Genomic DNA, 17,488 nt, shown 5'->3' on the forward strand with positions numbered 1-17,488 from the left:
CGGCTGAACGGCACGGACGTGCAGTGGCGGGTCAGCCGGGATTCGGCCCGCTGTCGGGTCGCCGGCCCCGCCACCCGGAGAGCCGGGCGCCGAGCACGCCGAGGGCGAGTTCCGGTGCGTTCTGGTGCACCGATGCCAGGAAACTCGTCCGGACGTCCGGCCGGTGCAGCGGGTGGCCGGTCGGGGTGCGGTGCAGCAGTCGGTCGACGGTCCGCCCCGCCGCCGCATCGCAGTCGGCGGCCCACTGCTGCCTCGCCGACCGGTCACGCCCGTCGAGCAGCCGCTTGACCCAGGACTCGACCTGCCACTCCCGGCCGTCCGGCGCCTGGCGCAGGTAGCCCCCCAGCGGGTCGGTGTACACCCGGCCGTACCGGGACGATCCTGCCGCGGCGACGATCTCGTCGAGCAGTGCGCGCAGCAGCAGTGACCGGGCCAGGGCCGCGCCGAGGTCCGGCCGGTCGGCGACCCGGAGCAGCACCGCCTCGAGCGCGATCGGCCACCGATCGTCGAGCCCGGTGGGCGCAGGTGCCGGCGGTTCACCGGCCACCGCGGTCGAACCGTGCTCCCCCCAAGGCCAGCCGCCCGCGGCGACGAACTCCGCATCGGCCACCACCACGTCCTGTGCCAGCCGCTCCCGGACCGCACCGGCGAGCGGCTCGCCGGCACCCGGCAGTGCCGCGGCCAGCGCCTGGAGCTCGACGCGATAGGCCGGGGCGGTCGGGCCGTCCGGCGGCTGCGGGTCGGTGCGGGCGTGCACGGCCAGCACCGGGGACGTCGGACCCGGGCGGAACGAGAGGCGGACCGACGGGGACTGCAGCACCCGGGGTTCCAGCAGCCAGCGGGCGAACCCGTGCTCCGCCTGACCGAGCGGCCGTCCGGCCAGCAGCATCTCGCCGATCGCCGGGACCGGAAGCGGGATCTGCCGCCCCATCAGCGTGTGCAGCGCCCCGGCCAGGTCGGTCGGCGCGGGCGAGGTGCCGACGACCGCGGTCAGCCGGGCCACCCACTCCGCTGCCGTCCACGGCCGGCCGGGCGGCTGACGCACGGCGTCCCGGAGCAGCGCGGCGGTCCGACCCGCCGGGTCGTCGGCCGGCCGTACCGACGCCAGTTCCAGGTCGACCAGCGACCAGTCCGTCAGCGGCCGGCCGAGGTCCGGTGGACCCAGCCGGTCGGTCAACCAGCCGCAGGCCCGCGGCGACAACGCGATGGCCGGGTCGCCGGCGAGGGCGGTCTCCAGTTCGGCCGCGACGGCCGCGGCCGTCTCCCCGGACGTGGTCGGCCAGACCGCCGTGCCGTCACCGGGCACCGCCGCGCGGTCCAGCAGCAGGCAGATCCGCAGCGATGCCACCCGCGCGGCCCGGACCGGAGCCGGCAGCCGGTCGCCCGCACCCCACTGCCCGAACACCGTGTCCAGCGCGGTCGTCAGCCGCACCACGACCGCCGGGTCCCGTGCGGCGGCGAGCATCGCGCCGACCCGGGCGGGCAGCTCGTCGAGCAGCCGGCCGACCAGGGCGGCGGAGGCCCTGGTCCGGGTGGGCAGCCAGGGCAGGGGACGGTCCGGGGTCGCCCAGTCCGGCATCACCCCGTCCGGTCCGGGCGCGAAGACGGCCTCCAGGTAGCCGGCGATGGCGATGTCCCGACCCTCGGCGGCCTCGCCGTCGTGGGCCTGTTCCGCACCGTCGGCGGTCCCGTCCTCGCTCGCGCCGATATCGCCGGTCCCGGTGTCGATCGCCCCGGCCTCGTCCAGCGACCGGACCGCGGCACCGAAGACCTCGTCGGTGGATCGGCCGAAGCGGACCAGGCGGTCGCGGAGCAGGGCCAGTCGGTCCCCCGGCAGCCGCAACCCCGGCGGCCACCACCGGCAGGCCAGCGCCACGGCATCCGGGAGCACCTGCGCCATCAGCTCGACCGTCTCCTCGCCGGCGAGCAGCAGCGCCGCGGGCACCGCCCAGAGCGGCCGGTCGTCCGCGCTGCCGCGCGCCGCGTCGGACAGCCGGTCGACCAGGTCCGGCAGCGACGGCAGCCCCATGTCGTCCAGCAGGGTGAGCCGCTCGACCAGCTGGGTCCACGGCCCGGGGCGGGGCGGACGGTACGGCGCCACCTGGCGGGCCGCCGCACCGGTCGGGATCTCCCCGACATCGGGGACGTACCACTGGGTCCCGAGAGCGACTGCGACCTCGGTCGGATCCTGGGAGTCCGGGTAGCCGATCAGGTGCAGCTCCCGGATGCCGGTGGTGCTGCCGGCCTCCACCGTCTCCCGGGTGGAGAAGGCCAGCGCCGACCAGGCCGCGCCGACGGTCAGGTGCCGGCCCAGAAAAGCGGCCCAGCCCGCGGTACGGGCACCCGTCGGGTCGGCCAGCGCGAGAGCGCCGGTGCCTGCGGTCAGGTACTCCTCGGCAGCGGCCAGGACCGCCAGCGCGGTGTCCCGATCGACGGCCCAGACCTCCTGCACGGCAACGCTTCCTGGTCCGGCCGGCAGGTCGGCCCCGGGATCCAGGTCGGGCAGGCGGGCGGCGGACACCGCTGCCGATCCGGTCGGCCGCACCCAGAGCGGGCTGTCCCAGAGCTCGGCGGGCCGGACGCCGGCCACCCCGGCACCCTGACCGCTGCGCTGCACGAGAAGTCCGTGTGCGAACCAGGAGTCGCGGTAATGGTGACTCTGCCCGGCGCTCACCTGGTGCACCAGGGTGCTGCGACGATGGCGACGATCGGCCGCGGGATCGAGCCGCAGCCGGCGCGGCAGCGCGGCAATCATCTCGTCCGAGGCCAGCAGCGGCAGCGCCTCCGGCACGAACGAGCCCAGCGCGCCGGTCGCCGATTCGACCCAGGGCTGCAGCGCCGCGGCGTCCTCCGCCGGACGCACGGCGGTGACCTTCCATCCGTCGACGTCCGAGTAGGGTCCGGCCTCGCCGACGGTGGCGTACCCGAACTGCCCGGCCAGCATCGTGTTCCGCTCCGGCCCGTCAGCCCTGGATGACCCAGCGCAGCGGATCGAACAACCGGTGCGGCGCCCGGGCCGTCGAGTGCATCGTGTTGCTGGCCGGCGTGTGCCCGGTCGACGACGTGACGAAGTACCGGTAGGTGGCGAAGTTGCTCTCCACCAGGTGCAGGATCGACGAACCGCCGAGCTGCGACAGCAGGGTGCGGGCCTCCTGGTGCACCGCGTTGCCATCCACCGGGTCGAAGACGACCGGAGCCGCCGCCGGGTCGCTGTACGGATCCCGCAGCACGGCCGACCCGAACGGCAGCGCACCGGCGATCGGCGAGCCGGGGGAGCTGCTGGCCTGTTGCAGCGCATCGAACTTCGAGAAGACGACCGCCAGCCGGACCGGCAGCGGACCGGTGCCGCCGAACCGGCCGCGCAGCACGGTGATGACGTTGTGCAGGCCCTGCACCGGGGTCGCGCCGCCGCCCGGCGGCAGCGTCACGAAACCGTCCAGCGCCGTGCGGACCTCGGTGATCTGCAACGGGTCCACCAGGTAGATCAGGGCGTCGCCGTTCAGCATGGAGTGCGAGTAGTTCGCCAGCAGCTCCGGATCCTCCATGTCCTCGCCGGCGACGTCGAACAAGGAGAAGGCGACCGGTCGCTGCTGCTGCGGGAACCGGACGGAGAACTGCAAGGGCCGCAACAGGTCCCGGTTCTGCTGCACGGAGGTCGTGCCGAGCTGGAGCCGTCCGGTCTCCCATTCGTCGTGGTAGCGCTTCATCCGCGCCCGACTGCCGGCGTCCAGCGGCGCGGCATACCCGCCCCAGGACTCGGCCAGACCCTCCAGCAATGCGTAGGACTGCGCCTGCAGCATCGACGTCTTCCCGGACCGCCGCGGTCCGAGCAGGGTGGCGGCATAGCTGTTCGTCTGCCACCAGTCGGCGTGCGGGAAGGTCTCGCCGCAGCTGAGGCAGAACTCGTCCCGGGTCACCGTGCCGCAGTGCCGGCAGTGCACCGAACCCACCGGTCCGGTCGACTCCAGGGCCTGCATCGTCCACGGCTTGGCCAGAGTCCGGGTGCCGCGGATCCGGGTCAGCAAGGTGTCCTCGGCCGGTTGGCAGGTGCCCTCGGACCCGCACCGGAAGTACTGGTTCTCCGGGTTCGGCGGGGCCAGGCAGTGCGGACAGCGGCGGCTGACCCGTTGCGGTGCCGGCGATCCCGGTGCCATCCATTCGACGAGGGCGATCTCCTCGCCCGAGTTCGCATGCCCGAACACCTTCAGCTGCCGGGCCTGCGGCGGGACCGTGACCTCCCACCGGAACCACTCGCCGGGCGGGCCGTCGGAGGGCAATGTCATCGATGCGACGGTGCCGAACTCCGTCCCGCTGCCCAGCTCGCGCAGACTGAGCGGTTGCAGGTCCGTCCCACCACCGAGGACGAGACCGATGGGTGGGAGCGGGATCTCGGGACGGAGGTAGACCGCCCGGACGCCGGTCGGGCCGTACTCGAACTGGTAGAACACCACCTGCCGGCCGGGGTAGGCGACCTCGGCCGGCCGCCCGCGGAGCGTCACGCCGCGGTAGGTGCGGACGCCGTGCAACCGGATCGTCCCGCGGTGCGGCGGCAGCGTCAGCCGTACACCGCCGTAGAGCTCGAACCGCTCCCGCGAGGTGCGGGTGACGGCACCGTCGACCTCGGCGATCACCTCCGCGGCGCCGGTCGGCCACTCGAAACGCAGGAACTGCCAGAAGATCCGGTCGGTCAGCTCGATCGCACCGATGGCGCCGACGTGGGTGAGCACCTGCGACGGGCCGACGGCGAACCGCCCGGCCATCTCGGTCACCGGGGTGAAGCACCACTCCGGGCTCTCCGCGACGTCGATGGCGAAACCGTCCAGCACGTCCCGGTTCCCGTCGCCGGTCAACCCCCAGACGATGCGGTTGCCCAGCGGCAGCCGGTCGATCTCCGCTGCGGTCAGGATCTGGTCGGGGGCGAGCTCACCGAGCTGGCCGGGGGTGCCGGGACGGTGGAAGATGCTGACCCGGCCGCGGGCCACCTTCGGCCAGGACAGCCGGCACTGCACCGAGGTGCCGGCATCGGACAGGCTGCCCTGCAGGTCGGTCACCCGCTCCGGCATCGCCGGGATGACCACGGTCCCCGAGGACCATGCGGGCGAGCGATCGGTGCCGCCCTCCGGCCGCGGGGCGCCGGCCAGGCACACGAGCTCGTACACGTAGCTGCGGCCGGGCTCGACATCCTTGTCCAGGTAGGAACTCTGACCTGCCTCCACCGGCTTGACCAGGGTGGCGTCCTCGAACGTCGGCAGCGGCTCGTCCGCCCGCGAGCGCCGGAGCTGGACCCCGGTGACCCCGGCCGGGCGGCGCCACTCCAGCACCACCGAGTCCGGGTTGACCACGAAGTCGACGCTGTCGGGCCCGGGCACGACCTGTCCGATCGCCTGCCGGACGGCCTGCGGGTCCCGGGCCGCGGCCATCGGGCTCGCGCCGCGGTAGGCGAAGACGGCGTAGTACCGGTAGCCGGGCGCGACCACCGCCACCGGGTCGGCGGTCACCGCGAGCCGCTCACCCTGGTCGGCCGTGTGCGGGATCTCCGTGCGGGTGCCGACCACCAGGTACAGCAGGATCCCCGGGCCCGGATCGGCCGGGTCCCACATCAGCTGCACCCGGTCCGGGTGCACGGTGAGACCGATGTAGCCGTCGACGTTCCCGAACACGTCGGCATCGCCGGCGAACATGCTCGGCTCCGGCAGCGGGCCGGTCTGCTTGGCGAAACCGCCGGTGTGACCGGGCGGCGTGAAACCGCCCGGGTGCGCACCGGTGTGCGGCCCGGAGTTGGTCACGGGTGGCCGGACCGGGGGCGGTGGTGGGGGAGGGGTGGCCGCCGGGAGGGTGCTCTGTGCTGATGACGTGGCATGTGCCGATGACGTGCCCTGCGCCGGTGACGTGCCCTGCGCCGAAGGCAGTGGCTGTCCCGTCGGCGAGCCGGTGGGTGGCGGCGCGGTCCGCGGTTCCGGATCCGTCATCTGCCGGGACGGCAACTGCTGGGACGGCAACTGCTGGGACGGGGGCGTCGGGGGTTGGTGGTCCGGCCGGTCGGGCGTTGCCCTGTCCGTGCTCCGGGGGGGCGCGGCGGTCGGACCGGTGCCCGGCGCGGCGGACACCGTTGCCGGGTGCGGCGGCGGGTCGGCGGTCGGCGGGACGAAGGCACCCGTCGACGTCGGTGCCGGGGCAGCCGCGAACGGTCCGGTCGCCCCGCCCGGCAGGGCGGCCGGGGGGGCCGTCGGGGTGGTCGACTCCGGCGGGACCGTGCGCTCCGGGAGGGGTGGAGGTTCCGGGGTGACCCCGGGCGGTGTGTACCAGGCGGGCAACGATGTCGGGGCGGCCGGACCCGGGGGCTGCGCGGTCGCGGTCTGCGGGATCGGGGACTGCGCGTTCGGGGTCTGCGGGATCGGGGACTGCGCGTTCGGGGTCTGCGCGTTCGGGGTCTGCGGGATCGGGGCCTGCGCGCCCGGGGCCTGTGCGGGGTGCCGATCGCCGGCGACGGGCTCGGGCTGGGCGGTGCGCGACGGCGGGGTGTACCAGGACGGTGGCCCGCTCGGTGCCGGCGACGGGTCGGCAGCAACGGGCACGGCGGTGGGCACCGCCGGCGCGGCAGGAGCAGCAGGAGCAGCGACCTCCTGCTCCTCGAGGTCCCTGGCCTGCTCCAGGACCGTCATCAGGTCCTGGTTCTCCCGGTCCGAGACGGTGATGTGCATGCGCCGCCAGGTGTCCTGCAGGATCTCCGGCGTCACTCCCGGCCGGCCGCTGCGCCGACGTCCGGTCTCCAGCCTGGCCGCCCACACGATGAGGTCCTCGTTCACACGCAGGCCCAACCGGTCGCGGACCGTCCGCAGGCTGTCCTCCAACGCCACCCCGGTCCTGCCTCTCTCGTCGTGTCCCGGCCGTCCCGAACCGGCCGCGCCGCCCAGTCTGCCTGCCATAGTCTGCACGCGGGCCGGTCACCCACGTGTGGGCTTCGACCGGATCACCGGGAACAGTGCCGCACGCAGTCGCGCAGTCGCATCGGGAGGAACGTCCGTCATGCAGTTCCTGAAGCTGGGCGAGGTGCTGGTGGTGGACGGGGGACCGTCGATCTCGGTGCGGGTGCAGGGACTGCAGCCCGGCGATGCGGTCGAGGTGCGGTACGGCTCCCCGGAGGCGCCGCAGACCTGGCACCCGCGGAACGGTCAGCTGGAGTGGTTGCGACCCACCGCCACCGTCGGCGAACTGTTGATCAGGACCGACGGCATCCCGGGCGAGATGACGATCCTGGCGACGATGGCCGGGCACCGGGCGGTCGGCGCCACGGTGACCCGTTTCGGTGCGTCGCAGCAGACCTGGTCCCACCCGGGCGCCACCCCGCGGGAGGGGGAGACCTGGGCCTTCCTGACGTTGTCCGCGGAGAACGGCCGGCTGTCGCTCACCGCCCGGGACGAGTCGTCGCTCCGGGAGCGCGCACCGGTCGGTGGCGTCACCGATGCCTCCGGGGTCGCCGCGGTCGTGGACATCTCCGCCAGCATGGCGCCTGCCGTGGCGGACGGTCGCCTGGCCACCGCGCTGTCCGCGGTGCAGGGCGCGGCCGCCCGCAGCCGGATGTCGGCGGTCACGGTCACCTTCGTGGCCGGATCCTGGACCGACCGGATCACCCTGCCGATCCACGACCCCGCCTCCGATGCCGTGGCCGCTGCCGTGGGCAAGGCCGGCTGGCGTACCGGCACCCCGAGCGAACTGCTCGGCGCAGCGCACGGGGACGTCGTCTGGCTGATCACCGACGCGGCCGTCCCGCTGCCCGCCGGCCGCCGCATCGGCGTGGTGGTCACCGCCGCCGCGCCCACCTCCGCCGCCGTCCCGCCCGGCCCGCGCACCGTGGTGGCGCTGCGGCCCGGTGAGAGCGTCGCCGAACTGGCCGACCGCCTCCTCTCCGCCGTCACCGCCTGACCCACCCCCCACCCGGCGCGAGGATCTTCATCGCAGGCGCGTACGAAGTCGGCGACTCCTGTCTCACCAGTCCCACTCGCGGCAACTTCCCACGCGCAGGACAGTCGACGGCGCACGGGCATGCAACGGAACGTGCCCGTGCGCCCGTCCGGCGGCCGGAGACACAACCCAGCCGCGTCGTGACGTTCTGTCGGGGTGCACGCGTCGGGTCGGATCGGGGAGGGATCGGTGACGTTCGACGAGTTCCTCGACCTGCACCTCCCGGCTCTCGGCAACTACGCGGGTGTACTCGCCGGGGACCGGCAGGCCGCGCATGACGTACTGGTCGACGCGCTCATCACCGTCCAACTGAGGTGGGACCGGATCGGTCGGATGGCATCACCGGCGGGGTACGCACGCCGGGTCATCACGACGACCTTCCTGGACGCGCGCCGCACAGCCGCGCGCCGGAGGACCTTCTCGACGAACGAACCGCCGGAACGTCTGCACCACGACGACGGCCCGTCACGCGTCGACGACCGTGACCAGCTCGCCGACATGCTGGACGGCCTTCCCGACCGGCAGCGGGCGGCGGTGGTGCTGCGGTTCTACCTCGACCTGCCGGACGAGGAGATCGCCGCGGCTCTCGACTGTTCGAAAGGTGCAGTCCGCACACTCATCTCACGCGGATTGCAGCAGCTCCGCGCCGTTGTCCAGGCATCCGGACCATCACAGCCGCGGGTAGGGAGGCATCAGCCGTGAACGAGACGGAACTTCGCACCCTTCTCAGGGACCGGGAGCGCTTCCGCCCCGACCTGGAGGCGGTGCGTGCGGCGGTCGAATCGACTGCGACGGACCGGCCGCGGCCGTCGAGGCTGCCGCGAGTGGTCCTCTCGGCTGCTGTGGTGGTGCTGATCGCGATCACCGGACTGCTGATCCGCACCGACGCGGCCCCACCACCGACGTCCGACATCTCCGGAACAACCACCGCTTCAACGACTCCCGAGGTCACGTCAACGATTCCCGCAGGCCTGACCGATGTGCGCTGGGTGCTGACCTCGGTCATCATCGAGGGGACAAGGAGCGATCCGACCGAGACCTGGTCGATGGTGCTGCGCTCCGGCGGGCGGGCGGACATCTTTCTCCCGTGCGCGTCGGGCTCGGGCAGCTGGAGCGCTGCCGGTTCGGGGCTGACCCTTCGGTGGAACCCCACGACCGACAACGCCTGCTTCATGGATCCCGCGGCCTGGAAGGCTCTCGAGGAACTCACCGACGGGACGCCGGGACAGCAGCGGCCGGTCGGCATCGAGGTGGTCGGCTCGGCACTACGCATCGAGATCGCCGGCACCATCATGATTTTCCGCCATCCGACCTGGCTCGGCCGGCATTGGCACATCGGCGGGAGCGGCGCCGGGCCCGACATCACGTTCGCGGACGACGGCACGCTGCGGGTCGTCGACGACTGCGGCTCCTACGACACGACCTGGACCTCGACAGGGGACCAGCTGGTGATCCGGGATGCTGCTGCGCTTCCGGCGGGATGTAACGGACCGGAGTGGTCGGCCATCGACGACTGGGCGGGAAGGACCTTCTCCTTCCGCGCCGATCGCGCCACGCTGACGCTCACGGACAACCGGAGCGGTCTCGTCACCGAACTGCTGGCCGTGCGGTCGTCACCGGAGCAGCCCATGGCGCTGCCGGCAGGGACGTACTCGAGGTACTGCGGCAGCACCGTCGCCGACTCCGACGACGTCGCAACATCCACTGCAGTGCAACAACTCGGGACATCCGGCCAGGTGACAGTCCTGAATCTCGGCGGAGAGACCAGGTCTTACGGGAGGGCCCTCCTGGTGCTGGTCGACGACCGCGACCGGATCATCTCGCTGTCGGTCGAACCGGCTGCGTCCGTCGCCGAGGTGGACGTGGCGCCCGGGGCATCGTCGTCGATCGGTGTGGGGGGATGGCCGAGGGGGTTGTGCGACGGCACGGAACTGCAGCCCGGCCGGTCCTATCTCGCGGCGCCGCTGCTGATGATGCCGGATGGTGGCGAGTTCCTCGGCGACCGCTTCCGGTACATCGCGCCGGAGCCGACCACCTACGGTGGCCCGGCTCCCACCGATCCCGGAGCGTGCTCCACCGCCTACCAGGGGCTGGAGGCCGTGGGCATGTCGGTCACGGTGCAACAGAGCACCTCCGGCACATCCGTGGAACTGCGCAACGGATCGGACAGCGATCAGACCGTCGTATCGGTGGGGATCGCACTGTTCGGCAACTCCGGCGGCGACGGGCGCGGAGGCTTCGGGCCCCCGCTGATGTCCGTGCAACGAGTGGTGGGCCTGGGCAGTGCCGTCGCACTGCCCGCCGGAGGGGACCTGGTGCGTGCTGTCGATCATCTGCCGACGTCGCTGTGCTACGCGGACGAGGACCGGCTGACAGCTGGATGTCGGTACCGGGCCGCTGTCACCGTGACCCTGGCACGCGCCGACGGGAGCACGAATACCTTCGTCGGCCGGCCCTTCCTGTGGACTTCCCCATAAGAATGTCACCTCTATCCAGTAGACTGGAGGCATGAGCAGCCGGGTCAACGAGCGGATCGCCGCCCGGCTGCGTGCCCTGCGCGCCGAGCGGGGACTGTCCCTGGACGCGCTCGCAGAGGCGAGCGGCGTGAGCCGGTCGGGGTTGTCGCTGATCGAGCGGGCCGGCAGCAGCCCCACCGCGGTGGTGCTCGACCGGATCGCCGCCGCCCTGGACGTCCCACTTTCGTCCTTCTTCGAGGCAGCGCCGGTCGCCGACCCCGTGGCCCGGCGCGCCGACCAACCGGTCTGGCAGGACCCTGCCACCGGGTACACGCGGCGGATCGTCTCGCCGGCCGTCCCCGGGATCGGGGTGCAGCTGGTGGAGATAGAGTTCCCGGCCGGCGCCGAGATCCACTACGACTCGGAGCCGACATCCGGCTCTCAGCAGCAGTTCTGGGTGCTCAACGGGGCGATCGAGTTCCGGCACGGCGACGAGGTGCACCATTTGCGCAAGGGCGACTGCCTGGCCGTCCGGCGCACCGCCACCACCGTCTTCCGCAACACCACCGACCGTCCCGCCCGCTACCTGCTGGTGGCACCTGCTCCGGGAGGGAGTGAGCGATGAACTACCGCGCCGGGGACATCCGCACCAGGACACTGCGGCGGATCGACGAGGACCAGATCCGCGACCTCGCAGATGTTCTCGTCGACTGCGTCGAGGGCGGCGCATCGGTGAGCTTCCTGCTGCCGATCACCCGGGAGAAGGCCATCGCCTTCTGGACGAAGGTCGCCGACGACGTCCACGCCGGGCGCCGACTCGTCGCCGTGGCCGAGGACCCGGACGGCATCGTCGGAACGGCGCAGTTGCTGCTGGATCTGCCGGAGAACCAGCCGCACCGTGCTGATGTCGCCAAGGTGCTGGTGCACCGCCGCGGTCGGCGCCACGGCCTCGCCACCATCCTGATGCGGATCCTCGAGTTCCGGGCGATCAAGCTCGGTCGCACCTTGCTGGTCCTCGACACCACCACCGGTGGCGACGCGGAGCGGCTGTACACCCGGATGGGGTGGACACCCGTCGGCGAGATCCCGCACTTCGCACTGAATCCCGACGGCGTCACCTACAAGAGCACCACCGTCTTCTACAAGGACCTGACCACCGACCTGTTCCACGAGGGCGTTCTCCGGGAGGTCGGTCTGCTCGGGTCAGCGGACCCCGCGGGTCCAGCGCTCGGTGGAGAGGCCGGCAGCGTAGACCAACCCGCCGGCGACCAGTAGCCCGCCGATCGAGGTCGTCAGCACCACCGGAAGCGCAGCGCCCAGCACGTCCGCCTGCACGGCGACGTCGGCGGAGTCGCCGAAGACCGCGGCCAGGTCGTCCGGGTTGGTCACCGCCACCATCCCGATCACGAACCACCAGGCGGCGAACCATGCCGCCAGCACCGCCGCCCACCGCCGCGGCGCCCGCCACACGACCGCCGCGCAGAGGACTCCGACGAGACAGGTGACGATCAGCGGAACGCCCAGCCCGACGTCGAAGGCGCCGACCGGACCGGACGACGGGGTCAACCACGACAGGAACAGCGTCGCGGCGAACCCGATGACCACCAGCCCACCGACGACGCCGAGCAGGATCGCGAGCACAGAGATCCCGTTCCGGCGGGGCGGGGACGACGGGGCAGCTCCGTGCCCACCCGGGCTCTGCGACCACGGCCCTGCGGACCCCGGCTGTCCCGAACCGCCCGGGGCACCAGGCTGCCCCGACCATCCGGGTCCCTGGCCTGGCCAACCTGCTCCCTGGCCCGGCCCGCCGCTCGCCGCCGACGGCGCGGATCCGGGGAGCTGCCCCGCGGCAGGACCTGCGGACCAACCATGACCCGCCGAGCCCCAGCCCTGCACGGCTCCGCCACCCCAGCCGGGAGCGGTCCCGTGGCCGAAGCCCGGTCCGCTGCCGGGTGGAATCGCAGGGCCACCGGAGGGATCACCGAGCCGGGACAGCTGCGGCGCCATGTCCGCACCGCGGCGGGCACCGGCCATCACCGCGAGTACCGCCCCGCCGAGCACCGGAACCAGCCCGGTCGCCACACCGATCAGCACCGGGAGCCGGCCCCAGCTCGCGATCGCCGCCCCGGCGACCGCCCAGAACAAGGCGGAGGCCAGCCACAACGTGAGCAGCGAGTGGAACAGCAGGCCGGCCAGGCCGGTGAGGGTGTCCCACACGTCGATCAGGCCCGGGAGCGCGGGGTGGGGAGCGGACCGGTCCCGTCCGGGGCCGGGACCCCGGACGGCCCGACCGCGGTCGGTCCCTCGTCACCGCCGGCCGCCGAGCTCCGGAAGTACACCAACTCACCGGCCGACAGCATCCGGGTCAGGTCGCACCGGACGACCTGCTGGTCCAGCAGGCTGCGGCCGGTGCGCCGCGGTACCGGGTGCACGACCACCCTGCGCAGGGTCGACCGCCCGTCGCGCGCCGTGTCCGTCACCTCGCCCGATCTTCCGGGGATACCCCAGAAGTGGGTGAGCACGACGTCGGCGGCGCCGCTCTGCACCCCGGCTGCCGACACCCCCTCCTGCGACGGCACCGGCGAGGCGCGGACCAGCTGCTGGACGAACTCGGAGGCGTGCACCGTCCTCTGCACCGCGCCCGCGTCGATGGTCGCGTCCTTCATGTCGAATCCGACCGACTCGAGATGCCCGGTCAGCCAGCCCATCGCGCCATCGGCGTTCGCCCGCCGGAAGTCCGGCTGCTGCTGGGCGTCCAGCAGCGCGCGCAGCGCGGAGTGCTCGCTGCCGTCCGAGTTCCAGACCACGTCCTCCTCCCGGACCCCGGTCTGTCGGGACCGGGGGAGCAGCGCCAACGACCGCCGCGAGGTCTCGGTGGTGTCCAACCAGCCGGGGACGAGGGTGGTCGCCGCAGCCCGGAAGATCTCCTCGCGATAGGCGTGCTCGGCGAACGGCAGATGACCGAGGGCCATGCCGAACGGCAGGTCACCGGTGAGCCGGACCGCGCCGTCGGCCGCTGATCCGGACCGCGCGTCCCGGCTGAACGGGTCGTGCACGAGAGCGGAGATCGCCGTCGCCCACTGCCGGGACCGCCGGTACACATCGGCCAGCCGGAGGATCGCCATCGGCACCTGCAGGCTGTTCTCGTCGGCCCATCTGCGACGGGCCGAGATCGTGTCCAGCGCATGGATCATCTGGTAGTAGCGCCGACTGGACCGGACGAAGGTGACCAGCGCGCCGATCAGCCAGCCCAGCAGCACGGCCACGGCGATGATCGCCAGCAGGGCGCCGCCCAGCACGCCGGTGACCGCGAGCACCACCACCAGCACCGTCACCAGCGCCAACCCGAGGACCCAGCCGAGCATCTTCTTCCGCGTGCTGCGCGCCTCCTGCTCCGCCGCGTCCTGGGCCGCCGACAGCTCCTCGGAGCCCGCCACGTTCAGCAACTGCGCCTGATCCTGTTGCGCGGCGCGGAGTCCCGAGGCGATCGAGTCGCTGATGTTCCACGTGAAACTTCTGGACCTTTCGATCCATTGCCGCAGCTGACCGGCCACCATGCCGGCCTGGGCCGCGCGCGCCTGGGGCGCCCGGCCGCCGGGCACCGGACCCGCACCCCAGCCGGTCGACGGGGGAGCTCCCCAGCCGGGACCGCCGTGCGGAGGACCCCCGGGCCCGGGCACCGAAGCGCCGCCCCAACTGGGGGCGGCGTGCTCGACAGCGGTCAACTCGGACAGCACCTGATGAGCCAGATACGGATCGTTGGCCGGGATGCTGAGCGCCGATTGGGTACGGAGCAGCCCGGCCGGCACCACGAACGGCTCCCGGCCGGGAGGCGGCGCGACCGCGGCCGGATCCCCGATCAGCAACCGCTGGGCCCCGCGGGACGGCATCTCCACCAGGCTCGTGCTCGACCCGTCGAGCAACGCGGTCGCCACCGACACTTCACCCCGCCACAGCGACTGGGCGTCGGGGGTGGGCAGCTCCGACCCGGGCGACAGCGCGCGGACCAGGTAGAGCGCCCCGTCGGCGGCGGCCTGTACGTCCGGCGCCTGGCCCGGCCGCCGGCCCATCACCACCTCGTAGGCGCCGGCCTCGCCGTACAGCGCCTGCGTCAGCCGGGTCGACACACCCTGCTGGAAGCCCTCGACGCGGCGCCGCACCCACTCGCCGGGGGCCTTCACCAGCGCCCCGCCGAGGAAGGAGAAGAAGTCGCGCAGCGCGGCACCCGGGGTGATCTGCTTGCGGGCGGGTTCGCGGGGCGGTGGGAGCGGCACGTACACGGCCACCGGGGTCGACCGCACCAGTTGCGCGGCGGCCTGCTCGGCGGTCGGCACCCGCTGGTCGGGCGCCACCACCGGCATCGGGTTGCCCTGGCCGTCCCGGGCCGCGGGCAGTCCGCCGTGCACGCCGTCGTCCAGGACGGCACGGGCGATTCCGTCCAGCACGTCCGACCCGTCGAGCCGGCGCAGGTAGGTGCGAGCCACCTGCAGGCGCCGTCCGGCCCACGGGTGGTCGGTGTCGTGCGGGGCTCCGTCGACCCCCCGCCAGAGTCCGGCGACCGTGCAGAGCCCGGCGGCGGTGTGCATGCCCAGCGCGCCGGCCCGGTCCACCTCGACCGGTGCCGCGGCCGGGTCCTCGGCGTCGACCGGTTGCAGCAGCACGTTCCGATGGCTGTCGAAGATGATCTCGTCGGGCAGGTCGACCGTGCCCGGACGTGGCGAGAGGACGTTCAGGATCTGCAGCGCCGGCAGGGCGATCCGCTCACGCACGCCGGTGACGGCGCCCTGCGGGACCGCCTCGCCCGCGGCGGAGATCGGCTGCAGACAGACCAGCCGCACGCCGGTCCCTGACGCATCCACCCCGCGGGTGGCGAACCAGGTGCTGACGGCCACCGGGCGGTCGCCCTCGGCGGTGGACTCGTACCCGACCAGCGACGAGCCGGTCTCCGCGTGCCGATCGGCACCGGACGCCGGCAGCGTGTCCGCGTCGATCCACAGCGGCGGGACGACCAGTCCCGCGGCGGTCCAGTCACGGACCACCGCACGCACGTCCGCCACGGCGGGGGACGAGAACCGGGCCACCACGATCACCGTCGCCACAGGTCATGTCCTCCGTCCGGACGCAGACCACCGGCGCCGGCGCCTGCGCGCCTGGCTGTCGGTGCTGTCGGCCGATCCCGCCGGTGGCCGGCCCACCGGTCGACATCACCGTAGTCGAGCCGGACCTCGCCGTCCGGGAGACGGACGTTCCCGTCCCCGGCCCCGCCGCTCCTCCTGCCGCTACTGGGCCGGCAGCAGGTGGTCACCCACCTTGTCGGTGGACAGGCAGAGGGAGCAGACGATCGCGTCGTGGGTGGCGCAGCGGGCGACGTCCGGCCGCTCGTACTCCTGCCGGCAGACGTGGCAGGTGAGCACTGCGCCGGACGGGTTGCCGTGCTCGTCGAACATCGGCAGGTCGATGCCGTCGTCGGTGCGCCGCAGGTAGTACTTCCCCTTGGTCAGCACCGCCATCAGCGGGGTGAGCACCAGCGCCAGCAGCACGGCGACCACCGGGGAGTACGGCTCGATCCACGACCCGAAACCGCCGAAGAACACGATGATCGACACGCCGCCGGACACCACCACGGACACGACACCGACCGGGTTGACGGCGTAGAGCATGCCGCGGCGGAACTCCGGCACCTTGGGCGAGAGCTTCAGCAGGTACTTGTTGATCGCGATGTCGGTCGCGACCGTCACCACCCAGGCCATGCCGAGGTTGGCGTAGAAACCCAGGATCGTGTTGAGGAAGCTGAACATGTCGGCCTCCATCAGGATCAGCGCGATCGCCAGGTTCACCAGCACGAAGACCAGCCGGCCGGGGTAGCGGCGGGTGACCCGGGTGAACGAGTTCGTCCAGGCCAGCGAACCGGAATAGGCGTTGGTCACGTTGATCTTGATCTGCGAGATGACCACCAGGATCACCGCGAGGGTCATCGCCAGCCACTGCGGCATCATGTTCCGGTAGATCTCCAGGAACTGGTGCACCGGCTCGTTGGCCACCGCGGCGCCGTCGACGATGTTGGCGATCAGGTAGACCGCCAGGAACAGGCCGACGATCTGCTTGATCGCGCCGAAGATCACCCACCCCGGTCCGGCCAGCAGCACCGCGCGCCACCACTTCCCACTGTTCTCGGGCGTCTTCGGCGGCATGAAACGGAGATAGTCGATCTGCTCGGCGATCTGGGCGATGAGAGACAGACACACCCCGGCGCACAACATGATCGAGCCGAAGTTGACCCCGCCACCCGAGTTGCCGGAGTAGGCGAGGAAGGTGCCGACCGAGTCCGGATCGGAGATCACCAGGTAGGCGAAGGGACCGACCATCAGCACCAGCCACAGTGGTGTGGTCCAGACCTGCAGCTTGGCAAGGGCTTTCATGCCGTAGATGACCAGCGGGATCACCATCAGGGTGGAGATGGCATAGCCCAGCCAGAGCGGTATCCCGAGTCCCAGCTCGAGACCCTGCGCCATGATGGAACCCTCGAGCGCGAAGAAGATGAAGGTGAACGTCGCGAAGATGACGTTGGTGATCACCGACCCGTAGTAGCCGAACCCGGAGCCGCGGGTGATCAGGTCCAGGTCGATGTTGTAGCGGGCCGCGTAGTAGGCGACCGGGAAGCCGGTCAGCATGATCACCAACGCGAAAACGCCGATGCCCCAGAGGGCATTGCCGGTGCCGTAGGAGATCCCGATGTTCGCGCCGATGGCGAAGTCGGCCAGGTAGGCGATGCCGCCGAGCGCGGACACCGCCACCACACCGGTGCTCCAGCGCCGGTAGGACCGCGGCGCGAAGCGCAGCGTGTAGTCCTCCAGCGTTTCCTTGGTGGCCTGGTCGGCCTCGAGCACCACGGCGTCGGTCGCCCGGGCCGCCTCCTCGAGATCGGCGGCCTGGTCGGCGGTACCGGGTTTCACGAGATCGGACATACGGCCTCCCCTGTCGGGCGCTGTCACCGCGTGCGCGTCGACGACCGCACGCGGCGGACAGTAGGGAGATTCCGTAACGGCGATATGACGCAGCGTTGCTTCAAG

Annotated in this window: 10 protein-coding genes; 5 read left to right on the forward strand and 5 right to left on the reverse strand. The window is 72.4% G+C overall.

The genetic code is table 11. From position 1 onward, the window contains the following. Positions 1–31: 31 nt before the first annotated feature. Both GIS00_RS13545 and GIS00_RS13550 read right to left on the reverse strand, forming a co-directional pair. Positions 32–2,944, reverse strand: a complete 2,913-nt coding sequence (locus GIS00_RS13545) for a GAP1-N2 domain-containing protein (RefSeq protein ID WP_154768958.1) — start codon at positions 2,942–2,944, stop codon at positions 32–34. Between the two features lie 19 nt (positions 2,945–2,963). Then, the gene (locus GIS00_RS13550; RefSeq protein ID WP_154768959.1) at positions 2,964–6,857 is read right to left on the reverse strand and encodes a hypothetical protein; all 3,894 of its coding nucleotides are present in this window, start codon (positions 6,855–6,857) and stop codon (positions 2,964–2,966) included. A gap of 169 nt (positions 6,858–7,026) precedes the next feature. Between GIS00_RS13550 and GIS00_RS13555 the strand changes: the two genes are divergently transcribed. From GIS00_RS13555 to GIS00_RS13575, 5 genes are all read left to right on the forward strand, one after another. After that, a complete protein-coding gene (locus GIS00_RS13555; RefSeq protein ID WP_154768960.1) occupies positions 7,027–7,923 on the forward strand; it encodes a hypothetical protein in 897 nt (298 codons plus the stop codon). A gap of 228 nt (positions 7,924–8,151) precedes the next feature. Further along, positions 8,152–8,664, forward strand: coding sequence for a sigma-70 family RNA polymerase sigma factor (locus GIS00_RS13560; RefSeq protein ID WP_154768961.1), 513 nt, complete (start codon positions 8,152–8,154; stop codon positions 8,662–8,664). Then, positions 8,661–10,439, forward strand: a complete 1,779-nt coding sequence (locus GIS00_RS13565) for an META domain-containing protein (RefSeq protein WP_154768962.1) — start codon at positions 8,661–8,663, stop codon at positions 10,437–10,439. Before GIS00_RS13560 ends, GIS00_RS13565 begins: the two co-directional genes overlap by 4 nt. A 31-nt stretch (positions 10,440–10,470) precedes the next feature. Beyond that, positions 10,471–11,043 (forward strand): helix-turn-helix domain-containing protein, encoded by a 573-nt coding sequence (locus GIS00_RS13570; protein ID WP_154768963.1) that lies wholly within the window; start codon positions 10,471–10,473, stop codon positions 11,041–11,043. Then, positions 11,040–11,693, forward strand: coding sequence for a GNAT family N-acetyltransferase (locus GIS00_RS13575; RefSeq protein ID WP_154768964.1), 654 nt, complete (start codon positions 11,040–11,042; stop codon positions 11,691–11,693). The genes GIS00_RS13570 and GIS00_RS13575 overlap by 4 nt, the downstream gene beginning before the upstream one ends. On the opposite strand, the gene GIS00_RS26925 is transcribed toward GIS00_RS13575, so the two are convergent. The 3 genes from GIS00_RS26925 to GIS00_RS13590 form a co-directional block, all read right to left on the reverse strand. Continuing rightward, the gene (locus tag GIS00_RS26925; RefSeq protein ID WP_196073271.1) at positions 11,622–12,635 is read right to left on the reverse strand and encodes a hypothetical protein; all 1,014 of its coding nucleotides are present in this window, start codon (positions 12,633–12,635) and stop codon (positions 11,622–11,624) included. The two genes, GIS00_RS13575 and GIS00_RS26925, sit on opposite strands and share 72 nt — an antisense overlap. 5 nt (positions 12,636–12,640) lie before the next feature. After that, on the reverse strand, positions 12,641–15,517 hold the full coding sequence (locus GIS00_RS13585) for a hypothetical protein (RefSeq protein ID WP_154768965.1): 2,877 nt from the start codon (positions 15,515–15,517) through the stop codon (positions 12,641–12,643). Positions 15,518–15,697: 180 nt separating this feature from the next. Continuing rightward, a complete protein-coding gene (locus tag GIS00_RS13590) occupies positions 15,698–17,383 on the reverse strand; it encodes a purine-cytosine permease family protein (RefSeq protein WP_230313538.1) in 1,686 nt (561 codons plus the stop codon). Positions 17,384–17,488: the final 105 nt, after the last annotated feature.

The organism is Nakamurella alba, assembly GCF_009707545.1.
GTDB classification, from domain to species: Bacteria; Actinomycetota; Actinomycetes; order Mycobacteriales; family Nakamurellaceae; genus Nakamurella; species Nakamurella alba.